19 protein-coding genes and 1 riboswitch are annotated in these 25,607 nt (G+C 73.1%); of the genes, 16 read left to right on the forward strand and 3 right to left on the reverse strand.

The window, feature by feature from the left end:
• Positions 1-93 precede the first annotated feature (93 nt).
• The 8 genes from shc to ACZ470_RS10180 all read left to right on the forward strand — a co-directional run bounded on the left by shc (position 94) and on the right by ACZ470_RS10180 (position 9,131).
• Positions 94-2,133 carry a squalene--hopene cyclase gene (gene shc, locus ACZ470_RS10145; RefSeq protein ID WP_468426214.1) on the forward strand — a complete coding sequence of 680 codons (2,040 nt, stop codon included), beginning with the start codon at positions 94-96 and terminating at the stop codon, positions 2,131-2,133.
• Positions 2,133-2,774, forward strand: coding sequence for a phosphorylase family protein (locus ACZ470_RS10150; RefSeq protein WP_468426216.1), 642 nt, complete (start codon positions 2,133-2,135; stop codon positions 2,772-2,774). The genes shc and ACZ470_RS10150 overlap by 1 nt, the downstream gene beginning before the upstream one ends.
• A gap of 5 nt (positions 2,775-2,779) precedes the next feature.
• Positions 2,780-3,802 carry an adenosyl-hopene transferase HpnH gene (gene hpnH / locus ACZ470_RS10155; protein WP_468426218.1) on the forward strand — a complete coding sequence of 341 codons (1,023 nt, stop codon included), beginning with the start codon at positions 2,780-2,782 and terminating at the stop codon, positions 3,800-3,802.
• Between the two features lie 4 nt (positions 3,803-3,806).
• Positions 3,807-4,964 carry a flavodoxin-dependent (E)-4-hydroxy-3-methylbut-2-enyl-diphosphate synthase gene (ispG, locus tag ACZ470_RS10160; protein ID WP_468426220.1) on the forward strand — a complete coding sequence of 386 codons (1,158 nt, stop codon included), beginning with the start codon at positions 3,807-3,809 and terminating at the stop codon, positions 4,962-4,964.
• 28 nt (positions 4,965-4,992) lie between these two features.
• Positions 4,993-6,906: a 1-deoxy-D-xylulose-5-phosphate synthase gene (dxs, locus tag ACZ470_RS10165; protein WP_468426222.1), complete on the forward strand. Its 1,914-nt coding sequence runs from the start codon at positions 4,993-4,995 to the stop codon at positions 6,904-6,906.
• Complete coding sequence (locus ACZ470_RS10170; RefSeq protein WP_468426223.1) at positions 6,903-8,318, forward strand: aspartate aminotransferase family protein; 1,416 nt, start codon at positions 6,903-6,905, stop codon at positions 8,316-8,318. The genes dxs and ACZ470_RS10170 overlap by 4 nt, the downstream gene beginning before the upstream one ends.
• Positions 8,319-8,382: 64 nt before the next feature.
• Positions 8,383-9,006, forward strand: coding sequence for a helix-turn-helix domain-containing protein (locus ACZ470_RS10175; protein ID WP_468426224.1), 624 nt, complete (start codon positions 8,383-8,385; stop codon positions 9,004-9,006).
• Positions 9,003-9,131, forward strand: a complete 129-nt coding sequence (locus tag ACZ470_RS10180) for a DUF6126 family protein (protein ID WP_468426226.1) — start codon at positions 9,003-9,005, stop codon at positions 9,129-9,131. The genes ACZ470_RS10175 and ACZ470_RS10180 overlap by 4 nt, the downstream gene beginning before the upstream one ends.
• 18 nt (positions 9,132-9,149) lie before the next feature.
• On the opposite strand, the gene ACZ470_RS10185 is transcribed toward ACZ470_RS10180, so the two are convergent.
• A complete protein-coding gene (locus ACZ470_RS10185; RefSeq protein ID WP_468426228.1) occupies positions 9,150-9,947 on the reverse strand; it encodes a tyrosine-protein phosphatase in 798 nt (265 codons plus the stop codon).
• A gap of 126 nt (positions 9,948-10,073) precedes the next feature.
• Between ACZ470_RS10185 and ACZ470_RS10190 the strand changes: the two genes are divergently transcribed.
• The 4 genes from ACZ470_RS10190 to ACZ470_RS10205 all read left to right on the forward strand — a co-directional run bounded on the left by ACZ470_RS10190 (position 10,074) and on the right by ACZ470_RS10205 (position 15,879).
• The gene (locus tag ACZ470_RS10190) at positions 10,074-12,221 is read left to right on the forward strand and encodes an alpha-galactosidase (protein WP_468426231.1); all 2,148 of its coding nucleotides are present in this window, start codon (positions 10,074-10,076) and stop codon (positions 12,219-12,221) included.
• 293 nt (positions 12,222-12,514) lie between these two features.
• A riboswitch (cyclic di-AMP (ydaO/yuaA leader) is annotated at positions 12,515-12,678 on the forward strand.
• Between the two features lie 2 nt (positions 12,679-12,680).
• Positions 12,681-13,601, forward strand: coding sequence for a M23 family metallopeptidase (locus ACZ470_RS10195; RefSeq protein ID WP_468426233.1), 921 nt, complete (start codon positions 12,681-12,683; stop codon positions 13,599-13,601).
• A gap of 205 nt (positions 13,602-13,806) precedes the next feature.
• Complete coding sequence (locus ACZ470_RS10200; RefSeq protein ID WP_468426319.1) at positions 13,807-14,592, forward strand: SGNH/GDSL hydrolase family protein; 786 nt, start codon at positions 13,807-13,809, stop codon at positions 14,590-14,592.
• A gap of 93 nt (positions 14,593-14,685) precedes the next feature.
• On the forward strand, positions 14,686-15,879 hold the full coding sequence (locus tag ACZ470_RS10205; protein ID WP_468426235.1) for an MBL fold metallo-hydrolase: 1,194 nt from the start codon (positions 14,686-14,688) through the stop codon (positions 15,877-15,879).
• Between the two features lie 49 nt (positions 15,880-15,928).
• Here ACZ470_RS10205 and ACZ470_RS10210 read toward each other — a convergent pair whose 3' ends face one another.
• Complete coding sequence (locus tag ACZ470_RS10210; protein WP_468426237.1) at positions 15,929-16,552, reverse strand: SMI1/KNR4 family protein; 624 nt, start codon at positions 16,550-16,552, stop codon at positions 15,929-15,931.
• 133 nt (positions 16,553-16,685) lie between these two features.
• On the opposite strand from ACZ470_RS10210, the gene ACZ470_RS10215 reads away from it, so the two are divergent.
• Positions 16,686-17,711, forward strand: a complete 1,026-nt coding sequence (locus ACZ470_RS10215) for an NAD(P)H-dependent flavin oxidoreductase (RefSeq protein ID WP_468426239.1) — start codon at positions 16,686-16,688, stop codon at positions 17,709-17,711.
• A gap of 14 nt (positions 17,712-17,725) precedes the next feature.
• Here the strand turns inward: ACZ470_RS10215 and ACZ470_RS10220 are convergent, their stop codons facing one another.
• Positions 17,726-20,332, reverse strand: a complete 2,607-nt coding sequence (locus tag ACZ470_RS10220; protein WP_468426241.1) for a helix-turn-helix transcriptional regulator — start codon at positions 20,330-20,332, stop codon at positions 17,726-17,728.
• Positions 20,333-20,559: 227 nt separating this feature from the next.
• Between ACZ470_RS10220 and lanL the strand changes: the two genes are divergently transcribed.
• The 3 genes from lanL (at position 20,560) to ACZ470_RS10235 (ending at position 25,459) form a co-directional block, all read left to right on the forward strand.
• Positions 20,560-23,325, forward strand: a complete 2,766-nt coding sequence (lanL, locus tag ACZ470_RS10225) for a class IV lanthionine synthetase LanL (RefSeq protein ID WP_468426243.1) — start codon at positions 20,560-20,562, stop codon at positions 23,323-23,325.
• Positions 23,322-25,085, forward strand: coding sequence for a S9 family peptidase (locus tag ACZ470_RS10230; RefSeq protein ID WP_468426245.1), 1,764 nt, complete (start codon positions 23,322-23,324; stop codon positions 25,083-25,085). The genes lanL and ACZ470_RS10230 overlap by 4 nt, the downstream gene beginning before the upstream one ends.
• Before the next feature lie 239 nt (positions 25,086-25,324).
• Positions 25,325-25,459, forward strand: a complete 135-nt coding sequence (locus tag ACZ470_RS10235; protein WP_468426246.1) for a hypothetical protein — start codon at positions 25,325-25,327, stop codon at positions 25,457-25,459.
• Positions 25,460-25,607: the final 148 nt, after the last annotated feature.

Raw genomic sequence — 25,607 nt, forward strand, 5'->3', positions numbered from 1 at the left:
CGTAGTCGCCGGCCGGTGTTGCGGGGAGAACAGCACCGGCCGACGGCGGACCCACAGCAGACACCATTCGCAGGACTGCACGAAGGGGAAGCCATGACAGCGACGACCGACGGAAGCACCGGGGCGGCCCTGCCTCCCCGCGTGACCGCGGCCAGCGAAAACGACACCGACACCCCCGAGGCGGCCGGGGTACCCGACATCGCCGCCCGCGCCATGCGGCGCGCCACCGACTTCCTGCTGTCCCGGCAGGACGACCAGGGCTGGTGGAAGGGCGACCTCGAGACCAACGTCACGATGGACGCCGAGGACCTGCTGCTGCGCCAGTTCCTCGGCATCCGCGACGAGGACACCACCCGCGCCGCCGCCCTGTTCATCCGCGGCGAGCAGCGCGAGGACGGCACCTGGGCCACCTTCCACGGCGGACCCGGCGAACTCTCCGCCACCATCGAGGCGTACGTCGCGCTGCGCCTGGCCGGCGATCCGCCCGACGCCCCGCACATGGCGAAGGCCTCCGCCTGGATCCGCGAACGGGGCGGCATCGCCGCCTCCCGGGTCTTCACCCGGATCTGGCTCGCCCTGTTCGGCTGGTGGAAGTGGGAGGACCTGCCCGAACTCCCGCCGGAGCTGATCTGGTTCCCGTCCTGGGTGCCGCTCAACATCTACGACTTCGGCTGCTGGGCCCGGCAGACCATCGTGCCGCTGACGATCGTCTCCGCCAAACGGCCGGTGCGCCCCGCCCCGTTCCCGCTGGACGAACTGCACACCGACCCGCACCGCCCCAACCCTCCCCGGCCGCTCGCCCCGGCCAACACCTGGGACGGCGCCTTCCAGCGGCTGGACAAGGCCCTGCACACCCTGCGCCGGGCGGTACCGCGCCGGCTGCGCCGGGCGGCCATGAACACCGCCGCCCGCTGGATCATCGAGCGGCAGGAGAACGACGGCTGCTGGGGCGGCATCCAGCCCCCGGCCGTGTACTCGGTCATCGCGCTGCACCTGCTCGGCTACGACCTGCGGCACCCCGTGATGCGCGCGGGCCTGGAGTCCCTGGACCGGTTCGCGGTGTGGCGCGAGGACGGGGCCCGGATGATCGAGGCCTGCCAGTCACCGGTGTGGGACACCTGCCTGGCCACCATCGCGCTCGCGGACGCGGGACTCCCCGCCGACCACCCGCAACTGGTCAAGGCCGCCGACTGGATGCTGGGCGAGCAGATCGTGCGGCCCGGCGACTGGTCCGTACGCCGGCCCCATCTGCCCCCCGGGGGCTGGGCGTTCGAGTTCCACAACGACAACTACCCCGACATCGACGACACCGCCGAGGTGGTCCTCGCGCTGCGTCGGGTCAAGCACCACGATCCCGAGCGGCTGGACAGCGCGATCGGGCGCGGGGTCCGCTGGAACCTCGGGATGCAGTCGCGCGACGGCGCCTGGGGCGCGTTCGACGTCGACAACACCAGCCCGTTCCCCAACCGGCTGCCGTTCTGCGACTTCGGCGAGGTCATCGACCCGCCGTCGGCCGACGTCACCGCGCACGTCGTGGAGATGCTCGCCGTCGAGGGGCTCGCCCACGATCCGCGCACCCGGCGCGGCATCCAGTGGCTGCTCGCCGAACAGGAGGCGGACGGCTCCTGGTTCGGCCGCTGGGGCGTCAACTACATCTACGGCACCGGCTCCGTCGTACCCGCCCTGACCGCCGCCGGGATCCCCGGCTCGCACCCCGCGATCCGGCGGGCCGTGGCCTGGCTGGAGAGAGTGCAGAACGAGGACGGCGGCTGGGGCGAGGACCTGCGCTCCTACCGGTACGTCCGGGAGTGGAGCGGCCGGGGCGCCTCGACCGCCTCGCAGACGGCCTGGGCGCTGATGGCCCTGCTGGCGGCGGGGGAGAGGGAGTCCGGGGCCGTCGAACGCGGCATCGCGTGGCTGGCGGCCACCCAGCGCGAGGACGGCTCCTGGGACGAGCCGTACTTCACCGGCACCGGCTTCCCCTGGGACTTCTCCATCAACTACCACCTCTACCGGCAGGTCTTCCCGCTCACCGCGCTCGGCCGGTACGTGCACGGGGAGCCCTTCACCGCGAAACCGGCCGTGACGGAGGCCGGGCCCGAGCAGTCGCTCGCCGAGGCGAAGGGAAGCTGATGAGCGCCCAGCCCGCCCCGGCGCCGCTGCTGATCGCCTGCGCGCTCGGCATCGAGCAGTTCGCCCTGCGCAGGCGTGAGCGCGGCACCGCGGGCGGGCCGGTCACCGTGCTGCGCACGGGCATGGGCCCGGCGGCGGCCGAGCGCTCCGTCACCCGGGTGCTCGGCGACCCGGCCCTGGGCGAGGCGGCCGTCCTGGCCACGGGCTTCTGCGCGGGGCTCGCCCCCGGGATGCACCCCGGTGACCTGGTCGTCGCCGAGGAGACCCGGGACCCGCGCGGCAACGTCCCCTGCGTCGGGACGGAACTGCTGGTGAAGGAACTGGTGCGGGCGGTACCCGGGCGCACCGTCCACACCGGCCCGCTCACCGGATCCGACCATGTCGTCCGCGGTCACGAACGGTCCGATCTGCTCGCGACCGGCGCGATCGCGGTCGACATGGAGTCGGCGGCCACGCTGCTGACCGCCGTCCGGGTGGGCGAGCGCCCGGTTGCGGCCGTCCGGGTGGTGGTGGACGCTCCTGAACACGAACTCGTCCGGATCGGCACGGTGCGCGGTGGAATATCTGCTTTCCGTGTTCTTCGTTCCGTACTCCCGGCTTTCTATGAATGGCACCGTTCCTTGCTGCTCCCCAGGAGGTGAGCCAGATGGCCATGCCGCTGCGTCAGTCCATCAAGGTCGCTACATACTTGGCCGAACAGAAGCTCCGTCGGCGGGACAAGTTTCCGCTGATCGTCGAACTGGAACCGCTCTTCGCCTGCAATCTCAAGTGCGAGGGGTGCGGCAAGATCCAGCACCCGGCTGGGGTGCTCAAGCAGCGGATGCCCGTCGCGCAGGCCGTGGGAGCGGTACTGGAGTCCGGGGCCCCGATGGTGTCGATCGCCGGCGGCGAACCCCTGATGCACCCCCAGATCGACGAGATCGTGCGTCAGCTGGTCGCCAAGCGCAAGTACGTCTTCCTGTGCACCAACGCCATGCTGCTGCGCAAGAAGATGGACAAGTTCACCCCCTCGCCCTACTTCGCGTTCGCCGTGCACATCGACGGGCTGCGGGAGCGGCACGACGAGTCCGTGGCCAAGGAGGGCGTGTTCGACGAGGCCGTGGCGGCCATCAAGGAGGCAAAGCGGCGCGGCTTCCGGGTCACCACCAACTCGACCTTCTTCAACACCGACACCCCGCAGACCGTCGTCGAGGTGCTCAACTACCTCAACGACGACCTCAAGGTCGACGAGATGATGATCTCGCCGGCCTACGCCTACGAGAAGGCCCCCGACCAGGAGCACTTCCTGGGCGTGGAGCAGACCCGGGAGCTGTTCAGGAAGGCCTTCGCGGGTGGCAACCGGCGCCGCTGGCGGCTGAACCACTCCCCGCTGTTCCTGGACTTCCTGGAGGGGAAGGTCGACTTCCCGTGCACCGCGTGGGCGATCCCCAACTACTCGCTGTTCGGCTGGCAGCGCCCCTGCTACCTGATGAGCGACGGCTACGTCCCGACGTACCGGGAGCTGATCGAGGACACCGACTGGGACAAGTACGGCCGCGGCAAGGACCCGCGCTGCGCCAACTGCATGGCGCACTGCGGCTACGAGCCCACCGCGGTCCTCGCCACCATGGGATCCCTCAAGGAGTCGCTGCGCGCCATGCGCGAGACCGTCTCCGGAAACCGGGAGTGACGCCATGACCGCTGTCTCCCTCGGCATGCCCGAGGTGCCGCTGCCGCCGCTCGCCGGGCGTCGCGCGTCACGGCGGATCCAGGTGGGACCGGTGGCGGTGGGCGGGGACGCCCCCGTGTCGGTGCAGTCGATGACGACGACGCGTACGTCCGACATCGGCGCGACGTTGCAGCAGATCGCCGAGCTGACCGCGTCCGGCTGCCAGATCGTCCGGGTGGCGTGTCCCACGCAGGACGACGCCGACGCGCTGGCGACGATCGCCCGCAAGTCGCAGATCCCGGTGATCGCCGACATCCACTTCCAGCCCAAGTACGTCTTCGCGGCCATCGAGGCGGGCTGCGCGGCGGTCCGGGTGAACCCGGGCAACATCAAGCAGTTCGACGACCGGGTGAAGGAGATCGCGCGGGCCGCCGAGGACCACGGCACCCCCATCCGGATCGGCGTCAACGCCGGATCGCTGGACCGGCGCCTGCTCCAGAAGTACGGCAGGGCCACGCCCGAGGCGCTCGTCGAGTCCGCCCTGTGGGAGGCGTCCCTCTTCGAGGAGCACGGCTTCCGGGACATCAAGATCTCGGTGAAGCACAACGACCCGGTGGTGATGATCAACGCCTACCGGATGCTCGCCGAGCAGTGCGACTACCCGCTGCACCTCGGTGTGACGGAGGCCGGCCCGGCGTTCCAGGGCACGATCAAGTCGGCCGTCGCCTTCGGCGCGCTGCTCAGCGAGGGCATCGGCGACACCATCCGCGTCTCCCTGTCTGCCCCGCCCGTCGAGGAGGTCAAGGTCGGGATCCAGATCCTGGAGTCGCTGGGGCTCAGGCAGCGGCGGCTGGAGATCGTGTCCTGTCCGTCCTGCGGGCGCGCCCAGGTCGACGTCTACAAGCTGGCCGAGGAGGTCACCGCCGGCCTGGACGGCATGGAGGTGCCCTTGCGGGTGGCCGTGATGGGCTGTGTGGTGAACGGGCCGGGTGAGGCCCGCGAGGCCGACCTCGGCGTCGCATCGGGCAACGGCAAGGGGCAGATCTTCGTGAAGGGCGAGGTCATCAAGACCGTGCCCGAGTCGAAGATCGTGGAGACGCTGATCGAGGAGGCGATGAAGATCGCCGAGGAGCTGGAGAAGGGCGGCATCGCGCCGGGGGAGCCGGCCGTCACCGTGAGCTGAACAACACGGAACCGAAGGGGGCCCGAGCGTGACGATTCTGGAGAACATCCGGCAACCGCGTGACCTGAAGGCGCTGTCCGAGGCGGAACTCGGCGAACTGTCCCACGAGATCAGGGAGTTCCTGGTGCACGCGGTCGCCAGGACCGGCGGTCATCTCGGACCCAACCTGGGGGTGGTGGAACTCACCGTGGCCCTGCACCGGGTCTTCGAGTCGCCCGTCGACCGCATCCTGTGGGACACCGGCCACCAGAGCTACGTGCACAAACTCCTGACGGGACGTCAGGACTTCTCCAAACTGCGCGGCAAGGGCGGCCTGTCCGGCTATCCCTCGCGCGAGGAGTCCGAGCACGACGTCATCGAGAACAGCCACGCCTCCACGGTGCTCGGCTGGGCCGACGGGCTCGCCAAGGCCCGCCGGGTGCAGGGCGAGAAGGGCCATGTCGTCGCCGTGATCGGCGACGGCGCGCTCACCGGCGGCATGGCCTGGGAGGCGCTGAACAACATCGCCGCCGCCAAGGACCGTCCACTGATCATCGTCGTCAACGACAACGAACGCTCCTACGCCCCCACCATCGGCGGGCTCGCCAACCACCTCGCGGCCCTGCGCACCACCGACGGCTACGAACGGGTGCTGGCCTGGGGCAAGGACGTGCTCCAGCGCACGCCCGTGGTCGGACCTCCCGTCTACGAGGCGCTGCACGGCGCGAAGAAGGGCTTCAAGGACGCCTTCGCCCCGCAGGGCCTCTTCGAGGACCTCGGCCTGAAGTACGTCGGCCCGATCGACGGCCACGACATCAAGGCCGTGGAGTCCGCGCTGCGCCGCGCCAAGCGCTTCCACGGACCCGTCCTGGTCCACTGCCTCACCGAGAAGGGACGCGGTTACGAACCCGCCCTCGCCCACGAGGAGGACCACTTCCACACCGTCGGCGTGATGGACCCGCTGACCTGCGAACCCCTCGCGCCGTCCGGCGGCCCGTCCTGGACCTCCGTCTTCGGTGAGGAGATCGTCCGCATCGGCGAGGAGCGCGAGGACGTGGTGGCGATAACCGCCGCCATGCTGCACCCGGTCGGCCTGGGCACCTTCGCCGAGCGGTTCCCGGACCGGGTGTGGGACGTCGGCATCGCCGAGCAGCACGCGGCCGTGTCCGCGGCGGGCCTGGCGACCGGCGGCCTGCACCCGGTCGTCGCCGTCTACGCCACCTTCCTCAACCGCGCCTTCGACCAGCTGCTGATGGACGTGGCGCTGCACCGCTGCGGGGTGACCTTCGTCCTGGACCGGGCCGGCGTCACCGGTGTCGACGGGCCCTCCCACAACGGCATGTGGGACATGTCCGTCCTCCAGGTGGTCCCCGGGCTGCGGATCGCCGCGCCCCGGGACGCCGACCAGCTGCGCGCCCAGCTGCGCGAGGCGGTCGCCGTCGACGACGCGCCCACCCTGCTCAGATTCCCGAAGGAGTCCGTGGGACCGGCGATCCCGGCGCTCGACCGGATCGGCGGCCTGGACGTGCTGCACCGCGCGGACGATCCCGAGGTGCTGCTGGTGGCCGTCGGCGTGATGGCGCCCGTCTGTCTCCAGGCCGCCGAACTGCTCGAGGCCCGCGGTGTCGGGTGCACCGTCGTCGACCCCCGCTGGGTGAAGCCCGTCGACCCGGCCCTGCCCCCGCTGGCCTCCGAGCACCGTATGGTGGCCGTCGTCGAGGACAACAGCCGGGCGGCCGGGGTCGGTTCCGCGGTGGCGCTGGCGCTGGGCGACGCCGAGGTCGACGTGCCCGTGCGCCGGTTCGGCATCCCGGAGCAGTTCCTCGCGCACGCCAAACGCGGTGAGGTGCTCGCCGACATCGGCCTCACCCCGGTCGAGATCGCCGGACGTGTCAGCGCGAGTCTGGCCCTCCGGGAAGAGCGCGCCCATCCGTCACAGGACCCACAGGAGCACCAGGCATGACCACCGCGGAGTCGGCAGAGGAGTCGTCGCGCGCCGGAGGGTTCGACCTCGGCGCGTTGCTGGCCGAACGCGGAGCCGAGCGCTACGAGCTGCACACCCGGTACCTCAACCACCAGCTCCCGCGCATGCTGCACACCATCGGCTTCGACAAGGTCTACGAGCGCGCCGAGGGCGCCCACTTCTGGGACGCCGACGGCAACGACCACCTGGACATGCTCGCCGGGTTCGGGGTGATGGGCCTGGGCCGCCACCACCCCGTGGTCCGCAAGGCGCTGCACGACGTCCTGGACGCCTCCCTCGCCGACCTCACCCGCTTCGACTGCCAGCCGCTGCCCGGGCTGCTGGCGGAGAAGCTGCTCGCGCACAGCCCGCACCTGGACCGGGTGTTCTTCGGCAACAGCGGCACGGAGGCGGTCGAGGGCGCGCTGAAGTTCGCCCGGTTCGTCACCGGCAGACCGCGCGTCCTGTACTGCGAGCACGCCTTCCACGGGCTGACCACCGGCTCCCTCTCCGTCAACGGCGAGCCGGGCTTCCGGGACGGCTTCGCCCCGCTGCTCCCCGACACCGCCGTACCGCTCGGGGATCTCGACGCCCTGGAGCGGGAGTTGCGCAAGGGGGACGTGGCCGCGCTGATCGTGGAGCCGATCCAGGGCAAGGGCGTGCACGAGGCGCCGCCCGGCTATCTGCGGGCCGCGCAGGAACTGCTGCGGCGGTACAAGGCGCTGCTGATCGCCGACGAGGTGCAGACCGGACTGGGCCGGACCGGCGACTTCTACGCCTACCAGCACGAGGACGGGGTCGAACCGGACCTGGTGTGCGTGGCCAAGGCGCTCTCCGGCGGCTATGTGCCGGTGGGCGCCACCATCGGCAGGGACTGGATCTTCAAGAAGGTCTACTCGTCGATGGACCGGGTGCTGGTCCACTCGGCCAGCTTCGGGGCCAACGCCCAGGCCATGGCGGCGGGCCTCGCGGTGCTGTCGGTCATGGAGGACGAGCAGATCGTCGCGAACGTCCGGAGGACCGGTGAGCTGCTGCGGACCCGGCTGACCGCGCTGACCGAGAAGTACGAGCTCCTCGCCGACGTCCGCGGCCGGGGGCTGATGATCGGCATCGAGTTCGGCCGGCCCCGGTCGCTGAAGCTGCGCTCCCGCTGGGCCGTGCTCCAGGCCGCCCGCAAGGGTCTCTTCGCGCAGATGGTGGTCGTCCCGCTGCTGCAACGGCACCGGATCCTCACCCAGGTGTCCGGCGACCACATGGAGGTGATCAAGCTGATCCCGCCGCTGATCATCGACGAGCGGGACGTGGACCGGTTCGTGGACGCCTTCACCGCGGTGATGGACGACGCGCACGACGGCGGCCTCGTCTGGGAGTTCGGCAGGACGCTGGTGAAGCAGGCGGTCGCCCACCGCTGACGGAGGCTTTTGCCTCTGAGGCAAGAAAATTGCCCCACGGGCAAAGCTCGGGCTGAATGGAGGCATGAGCTCCTCCGAGACCGGGCCGCCGTCCGAACCGGCCGGCGCGCTCCCCGTGGTCGCGCCGCAGCTGCGCGCCCTGCGGCGGCGGGCCTCCCTGACGCTGGAGGCCGCCGCCCGCGACGCGGGTCTGTCGCCCGCCCATCTCTCCCGACTGGAGACCGGGCAGCGCCAGCCCTCGCTGCCGATGCTGCTCTCCCTCGCCCGCATCTACGGTACGACCGTGTCCGAGCTGCTCGGCGAGTCGGCCGCCGACCGGGACGCCGTGGTGCGCGCCGCCGACATGGAGCCCACGGCAGCGGGCGGCTGGACGTACTGGCAGGCCGGTGCCGCCGGGCGCGGCATGCAGGCCCTGCGCGTCCATGTGCCGCACGGCTCCCAGGGCGACATCGTGCGCGTCCACCCCGGCGAGGAGTGGCTGTACGTCCTCAAGGGGCGGCTGCGGCTGCGGCTCGGGGACACCCTGCACCGGCTCGCCCCGGGCGACAGCGCCCACTTCGACTCGCTGACCCCGCACCGCATCGCCGCCCAGGACCCCGACGGGGTCGAGCTGCTGTTCGTCCACACCCTGCTGCAGAGTCCCACGGCCGCGCTGTGCCTGGGCCCTACCCACGGAGAGGCGCCATGACCGGCAAAGACATGGAGGAGAAGTTCCCCCGCGCCCTGTGGGTGCGCCTGTTCATCTACGTGGTGGTGGGACACCTCTTCGCGGCCTTCATCTACTTCCTCTTCGAGATGGCCCCGAAGAAGTAGGCCCTGCCGCCGGACGCCTCAGTCGAGCAGGCGCTCGCGCAGCCGCTCCCGGTCCTGAGGGGTGAGCCCGAGCCCCTGCTCCAGATACGGGTCCACACCGCCCCAGGTCTCCTCGACGGTCTCGAAGGCCGCCGCCAGATACTCCGCGCGCGCGTCGAACAGCGGGCTGAGCAGCTCCATGACCTCGGGGGAGTAGGCCGAGGCGGAACTGCCGCTGCGCTGCACCTTGTAGCGGCGGTGCTTGGCGTTGGACTTCAGGTAGTCGTCGACGATCGCGTCCCGCTCGACGCCCAGGGCGAGCAGCGTCACCGCCACCGACAGCCCCGCGCGGTCCTTTCCGGCCGCGCAGTGCATCAGCGCGGGGACGCTGTCCTCCACGAGCGCGCGCAGCACCCGGGAGTGCTCGGCGGTGCGCTCCTTGATGATCGTGCGGTACGACGTGATCATCCGGTCCGCGCCCTTGCCGCCGTCGAGGATCGAGCGCAGCTGGTCCAGGTCGCCGTCGCGCACCATCTTCCAGAACTCGGCGCCGTCCGCCGGGTCGCTGAGCGGGAGGTTCACGTTCCGCACGCCCGGCAGCTCGACGTCCGGCCCCTCCAGCTTCTGGTCGGCCGCGTTGCGGAAGTCGAAGACGGTGTGCAGCCCGAGCGACGACAGGAAGACGGCGTCCTCCGCGGTCGCGTGGGCGAGATGCCCGCTGCGGAACAGCACCCCGTGCCGCACCCGCCGACCGTCCACGGTCGGCAGTCCGCCCACATCGCGGAAGTTGCGTACTCCGGCCAGCTCGGGTTCGGTCGACGGGATCTGCTGCGTCACGGGGACTCCTCCCACTCGGCGCCGCCGGCTCGGCTCGTCGACGGGCACCCCACGACGATACGACATGCCTGCCTGGGGCAATGAGTTGTCCACAGGCATTGCCCGGCCGCCCCCACGCCCCCGATGATGTTGGTGTCTGGTCGCATCTGTTCGGGTCTGTTGGAGGTTCGTGTGACGCAGGTCTCCCAAGACGGTCGTACATGGCTCCTGTCGGGGCCGACCGGCAGTTACGCCCTCCATGTCACGGACCGCGACGAGCTGGTGCATCTGCACTGGGGCCCGCGGATCGCGCTCGCCGACGCGGAGGCCCTGGCCGCGCTCCCGCTGCCGGACGACTGGCCGTTCGAGTCCCGGCTGGACGGGCGCGAGGAGTACCCGGTCGAGGGCGGCCCCCGTTTCGTCCGGCCCGCCCTGTCCGTGCGCGCCGCCGACGGGCGGCGCGGCACCGAATGGGCCTTCGAGGGCCATGAGGCCGTCGACGGCGAACTCCGCCTGCGCTTCCGCGACGACGGACTGACCGTGACCCTGCACTACCGGATGCGCGACGACGTGATCGAGCGCTGGGTGACCCTGAACAACCGGGGCCCGGCGGTCGAGCTGCTGCGCGCGGACTCCGCCACCTGGACCCTGCCCGACCGCGAGCACTGGCGGCTGTCCCAGCTGCACGGCCGCTGGGCCGCCGAGTCCCGGCTGACCCGCGCGCCGCTCATCCACGGCGAGAAGGTCGTCGGCAGCCGCCGCGGCCACACCGGGCACCAGCACCTGCCCTGGGTGGCGCTCGACACCGACGCGACCGAGGAACGCGGCGAGGTCTACGCCTGCGCCCTGGGCTGGTCCGGGTCCTGGCGCATCGCGGTGGCCCAACTCCCCGACGCGCGCGTGCAGATCACCGGCGGCGCGGGACACGACGACTCCGGCCTGCTGATGCTCGGCACGGACGAGACGTACGTCACACCGGTCTTCGCCGGGCTGTGGAGCGACGGCGGCTTCGGCGGCGCCAGCCGCGCGTGGCACGCCTACCAGCGGACGTACGTCGTCCCCGACGCGGGCCGGGACCGGCCGGTGCTGTTCAACTCCTGGGAGGCCACCGGGTTCGACATCTCGGAGGAGCAGCAGCGGGCGCTCGCCGCGCGGGCCGCCGGGATGGGCGTCGAACTGTTCGTGGTCGACGACGGCTGGTTCGGCGCCCGTACGAGCGACCGCGCCGGGCTCGGCGACTGGACGCCCAACCCCGACCGCTTCCCCGGCGGCCTGAAGCCGCTCGCGGATCATGTGCACGGGCTCGGCATGCGGTTCGGCATCTGGGTCGAGCCGGAGATGGTCAACCCGGACAGCGACCTGTACCGGGCGCACCCGGACTGGGTGCAGTTCCAGCCGGGGCGGCGGCGCACGGAGTTCCGCAACCAGCTGGTCCTCAACCTCGCGCGCGAGGACGTCCGGGAGTACCTCTGGGAGCGGCTCGACGGGCTGCTCTCCGGCACCCCCGTCGACTATGTGAAATGGGACTTCAACCGCTGCTTCACCGACGCCGGCTGGCCGGACGACCCGTATCCGCAGCGGCTGTGGACCGACCATGTGCGCGGCCTGTACGCCCTGCTGGACCGGCTCCGGGCCGCCCATCCGGGCGTGGCCTTCGAGTCCTGCTCGGGCGGCGGCGGCCGGATCGACCTCGGTGTCCTCTCCCGTACCGACCAGGTGTGGACCTCGGACAACACCGACCCGCTCGACCGGCTCGCCATCCAGCACGGCTTCAGCCAGCTCCACCCGGCCCGGGTCATGGCCGCCTGGGTCACCGACAGTCCGAACGCGATGCTCAACGGGCGGGTCAGCCCGCTGCGTTTCCGGTTCGTCAGCGCCATGGCCGGGGTGCTCGGCATCGGCGGTGATCTCACCCGGTGGACGGGGGAGGAGCTCGCCGAGGCGCGGGAGTGGGTCGCGCTGTACAAGGAGATCCGGCCCCTCGTCCAGCGCGGTGACCTGTACCGGCTGCGCCCTCCGGAGGGCGGGCTGAGCGCGGTGCAGTACGTCCTCGGCGACCGGGCCGTCGTCCTGGCCTGCCTCCAGGCGCAGCACTTCGGAGAGCCCGTCCCGGCGCTCCGGCTGCGCGGCCTCGATCCGGACGCTTCGTACGAATGCCTCGAAACCGGCGAAACCCATCGAGGTGCCGTATTGCTGCACCACGGGCTGCGCACCGGTCTGCGGGGGGATCTGGATGCGGCGGTGTTCCGGCTGCGACGTCTGCGGCCGGGCGATTCAGGCGTTCTGTCCGATTAGGGAGTTTCGGCGGCTTCGCCATAACGTGCCCCGATAGAAAGGGAGATGGGAAAGGGGTGCGTGAGCATCGTCATATCCGTGACGATGTGTTGTCGCCATGCTCACGTAATTCTGGCGAATGACAAGGGAATTCACGGCGGAATCAGAATCCCGGTTGACGCTGGGTGACGTCATTTCCCCCTGTGGATCACGGAAAAACGGGTTCGCGGTGAACCTCGCGCTTGTCCCTTCGCGTCCGGGTCGCTTACGTTCGCCACCGATCCGGACGGACGCCTAATCCTGCCGCCGCCCGGAGCCTTCACACACTGACCCGTGCACGGCAGGAGCGGGGGACCCACAGGTACGACTGCCTGTTCCGGTTCCCGGAACGGCTTGGGGTTAAGCCGCGCGAAAACGCGGCCGGGCATCTCCAGTCCGAACCCGACAGCTCACCTCGTAGGCGCCGGAGAGGAATTCGTCATGCCCGCGAAGGGTAAGCACCGCCGTACCAAGGCCCAGCGTTTCACCCGCTCCATCGCCGTCGCCGGAACCGGTGGCGCCGCACTCGCCCTGCCGCTTCTCGGCGCCACCGGCGCGCACGCCGCCACGCCGCAGGCCGCCCCCGAAAAGGCAGTCCAGTCCCTTTCCGTGGCAGGCCAGAAGGCCACCGCCGAAAAGAGCGACGACGGCCGCACGTACATCGTGAAGGCCGGCGACTACCTCGCCAAGATCGCCGAGACGGAGCACGTCGACGGCGGCTGGAAGAAGCTCTACGCGGACAACCGCGAGGCCATCGGTGGCGACCCGTCGCTCATCCACCCCGGCCTGAAGCTCTCCGTCGACGGCAAGGCCGCCCCGAGCGCGCCGAAGAAGTCGTCCGCGCCGAAGGCCGCGGAGCCGAAGGCCGAGCAGCCCGCCGAGAAGCAGGCCGAGCAGCCCTCCTCGGACGCCTCCGCGCAGACCACCACCGCCGACCAGGCCGCGAGCACCTCCGGCTACTCCTCGCCGGTGCCCGGCGGCAGCCTCGGCACCGCCTACAAGGTGGCCGGCAGCATGTGGTCCAGCGGCTACCACACCGGCGTCGACTTCGCCGTCCCGACCGGTACTTCGCTGAAGGCCGTCGGCCCGGGCACCGTCGTCTCCGCCGGCTGGGCGGGCGCGTACGGCAACCAGGTCGTCATCCAGCTCGAGGACGGCCACTACGCCCAGTACGCCCACCTGTCCTCGCTGTCCGTCTCGGCCGGCCAGACGGTGACCGGCGGTCAGCAGGTCGGCCTCTCCGGCTCCACCGGCAACTCGACCGGCCCGCACCTGCACTTCGAGATCCGCACCACCCCGAACTACGGCTCGGACGTGGACCCGGTCGCGTACCTCTCCTCGAAGGGCGTCTCCATCGGCTGACCCCCGAGACAACCTGCCTGACACGCGCGCCGAAGGCCGGACCCCGATCCCCGGGTCCGGCCTCCGGCGTATTCCGGAGTTGGCCAACATTTTGAGGGTGTCTTATCTCACCGCACGTCAACCCTTCCTTACGGTCGCGTAGGTCACATTCCAAGGTGAATCATGGATCGCTGTGGCAGACGATTCGAAGAGTGACAGCAGAGCAGTGATCGGGTCGTACGTGGCGCTGGGGGACAGCTTCACCGAGGGCGTCGGCGACCCCGGACCCGACGGGGCGTTCGTCGGCTGGGCCGACCGGTTCGCCGTCCTTCTCGCCGACCGCAGGCCCGAAGGCGACTTCCAGTACACGAATCTCGCGGTGCGCGGAAAGCTGCTGGACCAGATCGTGGCGGACCAGCTGCCCCGGGCCGTCGAACTCGCCCCCGACCTGGTGTCGTTCTGCGCGGGCGGCAACGACATCATCCGTCCCGGCACCGACCCGGACGAAGTGGCCGAACGCTTCGAGCGGGCGGTCGCCGCGCTCACCGCCGTGTCCGGCACGGTCATGGTGACCACGGGGTTCGACACCCGCGGCGTCCCCCTGCTGAAGCATCTGCGCGGCAAGATCGCGACATACAACGGACATGTGCGGGCCATCGCCGACCGCTACGGCTGCCCCGTGCTCGACCTGTGGTCCCTCAGGAGCGTCCAGGACCGCAGGGCCTGGGACGCCGACCGGCTGCACCTCTCCCCCGAGGGGCACACACGCGTCGCGCTCCGCGCGGGACAGATCCTCGGCATGGAGATTCCCGCCGACCCGGAACAGCCCTGGCCGCCCCTGCCGCCCCGCGGCACCCTCGAGGTCCGCCGGGACGACGTCCACTGGGCCCGCGAGTACCTGGTGCCGTGGATCGGCCGCCGCCTGCGCGGGGAGTCGTCGGGCGACCACGTGACCGCCAAGGGGGCGCTGTCCCCGGACGACATCAGGGAACGGATCGCCTCGGTGGCGTGACGGCCGCCTCGTCCGGCACAGCCGTATCCGGCACCGCGGTACCGGACCGGCCGCACATAATGGAATGTCTGACCGACTCCACCTGGAGGTACCGTGGCCGGTTCCCGTTCCCAGCGCTCCGGGCCGAGCGCCCTGCGGCCCGAGGCCTTCGGCGCGGACCCGAGCGGCGAGCGCATGGCGCGCATCCGCAGATCCCCGCACTTCAAGAACGGCGTGTTCCAGAACCCCGGGGGCGCCGCCCGGATCCGCCCCTCGGGGTCGACACGCGACCTGGCGAAGATCTACTTCGACAGGGACGCCCGCTCCCGCCGCGCCCCGACGGGCGGCATCCCGGTGCACCCGACCACTTTCGCCGACATCTCCCGTCCGCCCGCCACCGGACTGCGCCTGACCTGGATGGGCCACTCCAGCGTGCTCGCGGAGATCGACGGACACCGCGTCCTGTTCGACCCCGTGTGGGGAGAGCGCTGTTCGCCCTTCCCCTTCGCCGGGCCCAAGCGGCTGCACCCCGTGCCGCTGCCGCTGGCCGCGCTCGGCCCGGTCGACGTCGTCGTGATCTCCCACGACCACTACGACCACCTGGACCTGCCCACGATCAAGGCACTGGCGGGGACGGACACCCTGTTCGCCGTGCCCCTCGGCGTCGGCGCGCACCTCGAGCGCTGGGGCGTGTCCGCCACGCGGCTGCGCGAGCTGGACTGGCACGAGGCGACGAAGATCGGCGGGCTCACCCTCACCGCCACCCCGGCCCGCCACTTCTGCGGCCGGGGCCTGCGCAACACCCAGCACACCCTGTGGGCCTCCTGGGCGGTCGCGGGCGAGGAACACCGGATCTACCACAGCGGCGACACCGGCTACTTCGAGGGCTTCAAGGAGATCGGCGCCGACCACGGCCCGTTCGACGCCACGATGATCCAGGTCGGCGCGTACTCGGACTTCTGGCCCGACATCCACATGACGCCCGAGGAGGGCGTCCGGGCGCACCTCGACCTCCAGGGCGGCGCGGCGGCCGGGGTGCTGCTGCCCATCCACTGGGGCACCTTCAACCTGGCACCGCACGCGTGGGCGGAGCCGGGGGAGTGGATGAGGGACGCGGCCGGGGAGGCCGGCCAGGCGGTGGCGTTCCCCCGTCCCGGCGAGCCGTTCGAGCCCGCGGGGAAGGTGCCCGAGGAGCCGTGGTGGCGGGCCGTGTCCCGCCCGATCCCCCACCCGTGGCGCGGCCCCCGGCTCGCCGAGGCGGCGGCGGAACCGCGCAGCGACGATCTCGACCTCGCGGGCGAGCGGTGACGTCGGCCGGGGGCCGGTCCTCCAGGCCGGCCTCCGGGCGGGGCACGGGTCAGTGGACGGGGTGCCAGTGCTCCAGCGCGTCGTCGAGGAGAGGCGCCTCGGGGTCGTCCCAGATCAGGCAGCCCCACACCAGGCCGGGCACCTCCGGGCCCATGGCATCGGCCGGCCCTTCGGTGAGCGTGCGGTGCACGGCATCGAGGTAGGCGGCGATCGACGGATGGGCGGTCTTGTCGCAGGCCAGGTTGTCGGGCAGCGACCAGCGGCCGACGTCGTCCGCTCCCACATAGTGCCCGGAGCCTGCTTCGGCGCCGGTCAGCAACGGCACCACCGGAGCGCCCCATCCGTCACCGCGGCCGGTCTCGGGCAGCCGCACCCTGAGCGCGTCCGCCGGGCCGAGCAGGATCCCGCCGGGTAGGAACGCCCCCGAGCCGACCTCGCCCTCCTCCTCGTTGGCCTCGATGTACTGGTGCTCCACTCCGCCGCACAGCCGCCAGAGAACGCCCAGCTCGGCGGGGAGACCGAAGCCGAGGTGAAGCCCCAGCCGGGCGTCGGCCGCCTCGATGGCCTGCTCCGGGGCGGGCGGCAGCAGTGAGGCGTACGAGACCGGGGCATTCACCTTCAGCCAGTCCGTGAGGCGGCGCCAGGCCGTCCCCACATTCCGCGGATCGCCCATCCCGCCACCCTACTGAGCCCTTCGGATCGGGCGGCCGGGTGACCTGCTCGGTTCGGCAGGTGGCCGGGAGGCGTCGCGCCTAGGCTGGATGTCCGGAAAATCCCTCTATCGGGGCCTGCGGGATGGAGGCGCGATGCTGCGGACACCGGTGTGCGGAGTACTGGGCATCGAGGTGCCGATCGTGCAAGGGCCGCTCGGAGGGCCCTGGCAGCAGAGCATGCGGCTCGCCGCGGCGGTCGGCGACGCCGGGGCGCTGGGCAGTGTCCCCACCACGCTGCGCACGCCGGCGCAGGTCCGTGACGACGTGCGTCGGCTGCGGGAGCTCACCGACCGGCCGTTCGCGGTGAACATGACCCGGCGGCCGTTCGACCCCGAGGTCTTCGACGCGGTGATCGCCGAGGCCCCACCGGTGTTCTCCTTCGCGCTCGGCGAGCCGGGCGACCTGGTGACCCGCGTCCACGATGCCGGCGCGGTCTTTCTCCAGCAGGTGACGACGGTCGAGCAGGCCGTGCGCGCGGCCGAGGCCGGCGTCGACGTGATCAGCGCGCAGGGCACCGAATCCGGCGGGTTCTCCGGCGATGTCAGCACGATGGCGCTGGTGCCGCAGGTCGTCGACGCCGTCCGGCCGCTGCCGGTACTCGCCTCCGGCGGCGTCGCCGACGGGCGGGGCATCGCCGCCGCACTGGCCCTGGGGGCGCAGGGCGTGAACATCGGCACCCGCTTCCTGGCCTCGGCCGAATGCGGGGTCAGCGACGACTGGAAGGCGGCCATCGTCTCCGCCGCCAGCCAGGACGCCGTCAAGGTGGCGTTCGTCGAGCACATCCTGCCCCCGCCGACCGAGGGCGGGTACACGACCGTCCCCCGGTCGCTGCGCACCCCGTTCGTCGAGGAGGGGAACGCCGGCCCCGAAGCGGCCGCCACCCGGGCCGAGGCGCTGCGCGGCAAGGTGATGACCTCGATGCGCGACGGTACGGCGCACGAACTGATCCCCTTGACGGGCCAGACCGCCGGCCTCGTCCGCGACATCGCCCCGGCCGCCGAACTCGTCCACCGGCTGGTCGCCGAGGCGGAGGCGACGCTGCGCGCCCTCGCCCACCTGACGCCGGCGACGAACTCCGGTGCCGAGGGCGCGGGCGGGCCCGTTCCGTCCGCCGAGTGAACCCCCCGGCCGGGTCAGACCGTGCTGGGTGACAAGAGGATGCCCGGCAGATCGGTGCGGCTGGATATGCCCAGTTTCCGGTAGATCCGCAGGAGGTGGTTGTCCACCGTGCGGGTGGACAGCACGCACTCCTCGGCGATCTCCCGGCTGGTCCTGCCCCGGGCCGCCATCAGGGCGATCTGCCGCTCCCGGGTGCTCAGCGGATCCGTGCCGGGCAGCGCGCTCAGCCCCGGGGTGACGGCGCCCTCGCAGAGCCGGCGCAGCGCCAGGGCGTGCTGGGAGGCGCGGGTCGCCCGGGTCCCGTGCCCGGCGGCCTGCCAGGCGCGGGCCGCGGACACGAAGCCCTCGGCGGCCCGCAGATCGGCGCCCAGTTCCCGCAACCGCCCCGCGGCGGCCTCCATCGCCTCCGGCCGGGCGTCGCGCACGGCGACGGCGAGGGCCGCCCGCGCCGCCGCGTGCGGGCCCTGCATACGGGCCGCCACGGCCGCGAGCCGGTCGGCATCGCCGTCGGCTCCCCAGCGCACCAGGTCGTCGAGCATCGCCACCGCGGCGGTCACCTCGCCAGCCGCGAGCGCCCGGTCGACGGCGCGGCGCAGCATCCCGGCCGCCGTCGGCAGATTGCCCGCGCACGACGTCGCCCACGCCCGGGCCCGGACCGTGTCCTGCTGGCGCAGCGGCGAGTCGGGCCCGGCCGCCGCCTCGTCCAGCTCGGCGGCCTCCGGTGGGATCTGCCCGAGCTGGGCGGCGGCCAGCACCAGTCCGGCCAGGGCGCGCTGCTCGACGAACGGCTGCCCGCGCAGCCGCGCCTGCGCGCGGGACTCGCGGAAGTGCTCCAGCGCCGCCGCGACCCGCCCGCGCTCCAGCGCGATCCGGCCCCGCGCCCACGGGAACCAGGCGGTGAGCGCCGGAACCGGCATCCTGAGCAGGGCCGCCTGCCCCTCGCGGGCGGCCTCCTCACCCTCGTGGAGCCGGCCGCTCTCCAGCAGGGCCACGGCCAGCAGATAGAGGTTCCGGGCCGGGTAGTACACGGCGGAGCGCTCGGTGAGGCGGCGGTGCGCTTCGTACGCCTCGCGGCAGGTGGCGACCGCGTCCTCCACCTGGCCCGACGCCATCTCCACCCGGACCCGCGCCTGGAGCTCCAGCACCCCGGACTGGCCGGCGGCACTCGCCGGACGGTCCCGGGAGACGCGGCGGGCCAGCACCTCGGCGGCCTCCCCGGTGCGGCCCGCCGCCGACAGCAGGGCCGCCTCGCAGGCGGCGAGCGACGGCTGGGCACCGATCCGCCCCGCTGCCTCCGTGAGCACCGCGAGCGCCTGGTCGAGCCGCCCGAGACCGTAGAACAGGTGCTGCGCCAGGGTCGCGGCGGCGGCCTGCACCTCCGGCTCGGTCCGGGCCGCCGCGAAGGCGTCCCGGAGGATCGGGACGCCCTCGTCGAAGTCGCCCTGCTGACCGAGCGCCTCACCCAGCATCAGCCCGGCGTCCACGTGGGGGCCGTGCGCCAGCGCGGCCCTGGCCAGGCGGCACATGGTCGCCACGTCGTCACTGCGCAGCGCCTGGGTCGCCGCCCGCACCAGCAGCCCCGGGTCGGCCGTGCCGGTGGCGTCGAGCTCCCAGCAGGCCAGGGCCAGTTCGTCGCCGCTCCGGCGGGCGCCGTGCGCACGCACCCGGGCCGCCTGCTCCAGCAGCAGGGACCGCGTGCGCAGGAGCGAGGTGCAGGCGCGCAGCAGCGGCGCGTGCCAGCCGTGCGCGAGGGCGGCCTGGGCCCGGCGGTCGTCGGTCCAGACGGTGACCAGGTCCAGCTCCTCGAGTTCCTCCAGCGCCTCGGGCGAGGCGGTCCGCAGGGCGTCGTCCAGGCCGACCGGGCCGCAGCAGGCGAGCAGCTCCAGCACGGCGCGCCGGTCGCGGGGCAGGGTGCGCAGCAGGTCCGGGACCAGACCGTCCACGGTCAGCTGGTCGAGCGAGCCGTCCAGGCACCACACCCCGCCGACCTCGCGCAGGGCGCCGGCGCCGACCGCCGTCCGCAGCAACTCCCGTAACAGCAGCGGATTCCCGCCGCCCGCCTCGCCGAAGGCGTGCTGGGCGGGGGCGGCCACGAGACCGCCGAGCGCCCCGCGCAGCAACTCGCCCCTCTCACCGGCGTCCAGCGGGCCCAGCGGGACGTGGTGCAGGGTGCCCTGCCGCCACCAGGCCCGCAGCACCTCCGGCAGATCGGCGTCGGCCGGCAGGGTGGCGACCAGGAACAGACCGGCCTGCTCGGCCAGCAGACCGAGCAGGGACATCGACGTCGGATCGAGCCGGTGGACGTCGTCGACGAGGACCACCGGCCGCGGGCCCGGGCGGGTCACTCGCCGCGCCACCTCGCGGAACAGCTCGATCGGGTCGTCCGAGGGCGTCGGCGGCAGCAGCGGCGCGAGCGCCAGCAGCGGAACGGACGCCGCGGCCTCGGTCGCCCTGATCCGCCAGACCCGATGGCCGGCCGCACCGGCCGCCAGCAGGAACTCCTCTCCCGCACGGCTCTTGCCCACCCCCGGCGGGCCGGTGAGGGCCGCCGCCCGGCAGGACGTGCGGCGCAAGCCGGCACGGAGCCCGGCCAGTTCGGTGCGGCGCCCGACAAAGGGCATGGGTATACGCCGGTGCTCGGCTGACATCGGTCCCCCCGGTTCAGACATCAGTGCCATGTGCATGGTCGCAGCGTCAGGGGCCCCGCACAGCCCGGCGCGCCGGAGTCGGCCGGCGGCGATGAGTAGGTGGCAGCGCCCCGTTGAGTAACAGTCTGCTCTGTGCCGGGCCGCGCCGGCAGAGCACCGTAGTGCTCGCGACGGAACGGCACGGGGGGAGAGCGATCGACGTGGCGGGGCAGAAGGAGTGGGTGGGCGCACCGGACGGCGGCGGGGACGGGTTCCCGCTGGCCGGCCAGGTCCGCCTGGTCATGGAGCGGGACGGCGTGACCGGATGGGAGCTGCGGGCAGAGGAGTTCTGGACCCGGCTGCTGCCCCCGGACCACCGCCCCCGCCCGCAGGGCTGGAAGCTGCATGTCTCGGCGACCCCGCTGTCCGCGCCGCTGGTGCTGGTCCGCGCCGCCGGGGAACTGTTCCGGCTCGGCTGCGCGTTCAAGTTCGCCGGCACCCTGGAGCGGGCCGAGGCGCTGGTCTCCGGACGGTACGACCGGGCCGGCGCGGGCAAGTTCCTCACCGCCTACCCCGACTCCGACGAGGACGCGCCGGCGATCGCCGAAGCGCTCGACCGGGCGACCGCCGGACTGCCCGGGCAGGAGATCCTCTCCGACCGGCCCTACCGCGCCGGAAGCCTGGTGCACTACCGCTACGGCGCGTTCCGCGGCCGGCGGGTGCTGTCCCATGACGGCAGCTACGAGATCCGGTTGACCGCCCCGGACGGCAGTGCCGTCCGCGACGAGCGCAGGCCGGCCCACACCCCGCCGGCGTGGGCCGAGACCCCCTTCCCGCGGCCCGCCCGCCCGGCCGGCCCGACGTCCCGGTCCCTGCTGCTCGCCGACCGCTTCCTGGTACGGGGCGCGATCCGGCACGCCAACAAGGGCGGGGTGTTCCGCGCCACCGACCGCACCACCGGCGCCGAGGTGGTGGTCAAGCAGGCCCGCCGGCACACCGCCGCCCGGCTCAACGGGGAGGACGCCCGCGACGCGCTGCGCCGCGAGGCCGCCGTCCTCGACCTGCTCGGACCCCTCGGCCTCGCCCCGCGCGGGATCGCCCTGTTCACCCACCGGCAGGACCTCTTCCTGGCCCAGAGCGTCGTCCCCGGCGTTCCGCTGCGCCGCTGGGTGTCCCAGCGCTTCACCGGCGAGGCCGGACTGACGGGCCTGCCCCTTGGGCAACTCGCCGCACTCGGCCGCACCGTCACCGACCTGGTGGCGGCGGTCCACGCCCAGGGTCTGGTGCTGCGCGACCTGACCCCCAACAACCTGATGATCACCCCGCAGGGTGAGGTGGGCCTGGTCGACCTGGAGCTCGCCACCCGCCCCGGCACCCAGGCCGGCCGGGCCGGCACACCCGGATACGCCGCACCCGAGCAGATGGCCGCCGAACGGTGGGCGCCCGCCCCGGACCTGACGGCCGATCTGTTCAGCCTCGGCGCGGTCCTGTTCCACCTCACGACCGGCGCCGACCCGGTGTTCGCCCCGGACGACACCCCCGACGACGTGCCGGAGCGGTCACTGGAGGCCCGTACGGCGGCGCTGCTCGCGACCGCCGCCGTACGCAGCCCCGCCGTGCGGCGCGTCCAGGACCTGATCCTGGCCCTCCTGCGGGAGGACCCGGCGCGCCGCCCCGGCCTGGACGAGGTCCGCACCGCGCTCGCCGGCGCCGGGCGGGCGGAAACCGTCCCCCGGCCGGTGGCGGACGCCCCCGGGGAGGGAGCCCGGATCGCCCCCGAGCGGCGGGAGCGGCTGCTCGCCGACGGACTGGACCACCTGCTGGCCACCATGCGGCCGGATGCGCCCCGCCTGTGGCCCACCGGCGCGTTCGGTGCCACCACCGACCCCTGCGCCGTGCAGCACGGCGCCGCAGGGCCGATCGCCCTGCTGACCCGCATGGCGGTCCGTGACACCCGGGCCCGGGAGGGCCTCGCGACCGCCGCCGCATGGCTCGACCGCACCCTGCCCGCCGAACCCACCGTCCTCCCCGGCCTCTACTTCGGACGCTCCGGCACCGCCTGGGCGCTCCACGACGCCGCCCGCGTCCTCGGCGACGACGCGATGGCCGCCCGCGCCGCGGCGCTCGCCGCCCGCGTACCGCCGCACTGGCCCAACCCCGATGTCTGCCACGGCGCCGCCGGGGCCGGCCTCGCCCAGCTGCACCTGTGGCGGGCGACCGGCGACGGCGACTTCCTCGCCCGGGCCGAGCGGTGCGCGGACGGCCTCGCCGAGGCCGCCGACCGCACCGGCGGGGCGCGCTGGCCGATACCCGCCGACTTCGACTCCGCCCTCGCCGGCGTCACCCACCACGGCTTCGCCCACGGCACCGCCGGCGTCGCCACCTTCCTGCTCACCACCGCGACCGCCACCGGACGCGACGACCTGTGCCACCTCGCCGTCCAGGCGGGCGACACGCTGCTGGCCGCCGCCGACCGGGACGGCGACGCCGCCTGGTGGGGCACCGGGGAGAGCACCGCCGCCACCCGCCTGCCCAACTGGTGCAGCGGCTCCTCCGGCATCGGTACCTTCCTGGTCCGCCTGTGGGCGGCGACGGGCGAGACCAGGTTCCGCGAAGCGGCCGAGGCGGCGGCGGTCGCCGTCCTGCGGTACCGCTGGCAGACCTCCGCCGCGGCCTGCCACGGTCTCGCCGGCAACGGCCAGTTCCTGCTCGACCTCGCCCATCTGCTGGGCGAGCCCCGCTACCTCGAACAGGCGGAGGAACTGGCCGCCTGCATCGACGCGCGCCACACCGTGCGCGACGGGCGGCAGCTCATCCCGGACGAGACCCACACCGAGGTCGTCGCCGACTACCAGACCGGCTCGTCGGGCGCCCTCGACTTCCTGCACCGGCTCCAGTACGGCGGCCCCCGCCCCTGGCTGCCCGACCTCCCGTACGGCGACACGCTCACCTCTGCGGCGGGCACCCGCCTGGAGGCCGGACGATGACCACCCTCGCCCCGCCGGCGGCCGTACGGACCCGCCTCGGCTTCACCTTCTCCGCCCATGCCACCCACCTCGCCTGCCTCGCCGTCGACGACGCCGGCCGCGGTACCCCTGAGCTGTGGTCGCTGACCGGGGGGACGCCCCGTCGGCTGCCGCTGCCCGCCGCGGGCGACGGAGACAGCCCGCGCACCCAGTGCCTGCCCACCGACAACGGGCGGCTGCTGCTCTGCCGCAGCGGCTCCGGCCGGCACGAGCTGCTGATCAACGCCCCGGACGGGGTGCGCCGGCTCGGCACCGTTCACCATCCCGCCCTGCGGCTGCTGCCCGGCCCCGGCCCCGACGGCCTCGCGCTGCTCGTCGGCACCGACACCGCCCGACGCTCCACGGTGTGGCGCCTGACCGGCCCCGGACCCCGGCTCGAGGAGGTCACACGCCTCCCCGGAGTACTGCTCGGCGGCGCGTGGCTGGACGACCACGGCGGCGCCCTGGCCGGAGTGCTCCACGGCGAGGACGGCCCACGCGGCGTCGTCCTGGACACCGCCACCGGACTGACCGGCGCCCTGCCCGGCTCCGTCCCGGGAGAACGGCTGCTCCTCGCCGGCCCGCGATCGGGCCTGCTGGTGACCGCCGTCCCCGCCGACGGCCGGTACCGGCTCGCCCTGCGGCCCGCCGACGGCAGCCGGCCGACCCGGTCCCCCGACGGCCTCAACGCGCTGCCGGGGAGCGTAAGGCCCCTGGCCCTCGCGCCCGACGGCCGCCGGCTCGCCGTCAGGTCCGACCGGGGAGCGGCCAGCGACCTGCTCGTCCACGACCTGGACGCCGACCGTACGACCATGCTCCCCGGCCCGGCCTGCACCCTCGGGGACCAGGCACGCTGGACCGGAAGCGGCCTGCACCTGATCCGCTCCACACCGGACCGGCCCATCGGCCCGGTCACCGTGCCGACGGTCACCGCCCCGCCCGTGGCCCCCGCCACCGGGCCGCGAGCGGACCGCCCGGCGGTCCGGACCGTGCAGTTCGCCGGGGCGGACGGGCCGCTGGAGGCGGTGGTGCACGGCGACCCGTGGACCTGGCCGCACACCGTGCTGGCGCTCCACGGCGGACCGGAGACCGCGTGGCGCCTGGAGTACGACCCGCTGCTGCACGGCCTCGCCGCCGCCGGGATCGCCGTCGTCGCCCTCAACCAGCGCGGCAGCACCGGGTACGGGGCCGCCCACCGCGACGCGATCCGCGGCGACTGGGGCGGACCCGACCTGGCGGACGTCCGCCGGGTCGGCGGGCGGCTCGCCGACCACCGGTCCGCCGCCGGCCTGGAACCGCCCTCGCTCTACGGCAACAGCTACGGAGCGTGGCTCGCCCTGCTGGCAGCGGCCGACACGCCACGACGCTGGGCCCGCTGCGCGGTCGTCGCACCGTTCCTGTCGGTCCCCCGGCTGCACGCCGCCGCCTCCCCGGGCGTACGCGCGCTGCTCGCCCGGCTGGCCGCGCCCGTCGGCGGCGAGAGCGCGACCGGCCGTGACGTGTGGCGGCTGGCCGACCGGCTCCGCACCCCGCTGCTCGTCCTGCACGGCGACCGCGACGACGTCGTCCCGGTCGGCCAGTCCCGCGACCTGCGCGACCGGCTCACCGCGCTCGGGCGCCGCCCCGGCATCGACTTCGCGTACCGCGAGATCCCCGGAGCCGGCCACTACCCGCCCGGCGGCAGGACCGGCCCCGCCGTGCGGGAGACCATCACCGACTTCCTCCGCACCGGCGCGTTCTGACGCCCCTTCGGAGGAGAGCGCCGCACCACGGCGCATCACGTCCCACCCATCCGACAGATCCGACAGAGAGGAGGGCACCGCCATGGACATCGACCTGGAGCCGGACGCGCTGCAGCAGCTCGCCGAGGAGGAGCCCGCAGGCCTGGACCGCTGCGAGGAGACCTGCTGGTTCACCTGCGCCTGGACCACCACCTGACCCCCACCGTACGAACCGTCAGACCATCACATCCATCACATCCATGGAGAGGAACACCGTCGTGAACGTGGAGCTGGAGCTCGAGCTGGACGCCCTTCAGCAGCTGCCGGAGGAGGAGCCGGCGGGTCTGGACCGCTGCGAGGAGACCTGCTGGTTCACCTGCACCTGGACCACCTGATCCCCACCCGACGAACCGTCAGACCATCACATCCATCGAGAGGAACATCGTCATGAACGTGGAGCTGGAGCTCGAGCTGGACGCCCTTCAGCAGCTGCCGGAGGAGGAGCCGGCGGGTCTGGACCGCTGCGAGGAGACCTGCTGGTTC

The sequence above is a fragment of the Streptomyces sp. NPDC031111 genome, assembly GCF_055570675.1.

Bases quoted from the DNA above. Each gene is read 5' to 3' on its own strand.
- ACZ470_RS10175 (WP_468426224.1), top strand. From the start codon at position 8,383: ATGAGCTCCTCCGAGACCGGGCCGCCGTCCGAACCGGCCGGCGCGCTC.
- hpnH (WP_468426218.1), top strand. From the start codon at position 2,780: ATGGCCATGCCGCTGCGTCAGTCCATCAAGGTCGCTACATACTTGGCC.
- ACZ470_RS10210 (WP_468426237.1), bottom strand. From the start codon at position 16,552: ATGGGCGATCCGCGGAATGTGGGGACGGCCTGGCGCCGCCTCACGGAC.
- ACZ470_RS10190 (WP_468426231.1), top strand. From the start codon at position 10,074: ATGTTGGTGTCTGGTCGCATCTGTTCGGGTCTGTTGGAGGTTCGTGTG.
- ACZ470_RS10150 (WP_468426216.1), top strand. From the start codon at position 2,133: ATGAGCGCCCAGCCCGCCCCGGCGCCGCTGCTGATCGCCTGCGCGCTC.
- ACZ470_RS10235 (WP_468426246.1), top strand. From the start codon at position 25,325: ATGGAGAGGAACACCGTCGTGAACGTGGAGCTGGAGCTCGAGCTGGAC.
- ACZ470_RS10195 (WP_468426233.1), top strand. From the start codon at position 12,681: ATGCCCGCGAAGGGTAAGCACCGCCGTACCAAGGCCCAGCGTTTCACC.
- shc (WP_468426214.1), top strand. From the start codon at position 94: ATGACAGCGACGACCGACGGAAGCACCGGGGCGGCCCTGCCTCCCCGC.
- ACZ470_RS10215 (WP_468426239.1), top strand. From the start codon at position 16,686: ATGCTGCGGACACCGGTGTGCGGAGTACTGGGCATCGAGGTGCCGATC.
- ACZ470_RS10180 (WP_468426226.1), top strand. From the start codon at position 9,003: ATGACCGGCAAAGACATGGAGGAGAAGTTCCCCCGCGCCCTGTGGGTG.
- ACZ470_RS10170 (WP_468426223.1), top strand. From the start codon at position 6,903: ATGACCACCGCGGAGTCGGCAGAGGAGTCGTCGCGCGCCGGAGGGTTC.
- ACZ470_RS10230 (WP_468426245.1), top strand. From the start codon at position 23,322: ATGACCACCCTCGCCCCGCCGGCGGCCGTACGGACCCGCCTCGGCTTC.
- ACZ470_RS10220 (WP_468426241.1), bottom strand. From the start codon at position 20,332: ATGCCCTTTGTCGGGCGCCGCACCGAACTGGCCGGGCTCCGTGCCGGC.
- ispG (WP_468426220.1), top strand. From the start codon at position 3,807: ATGACCGCTGTCTCCCTCGGCATGCCCGAGGTGCCGCTGCCGCCGCTC.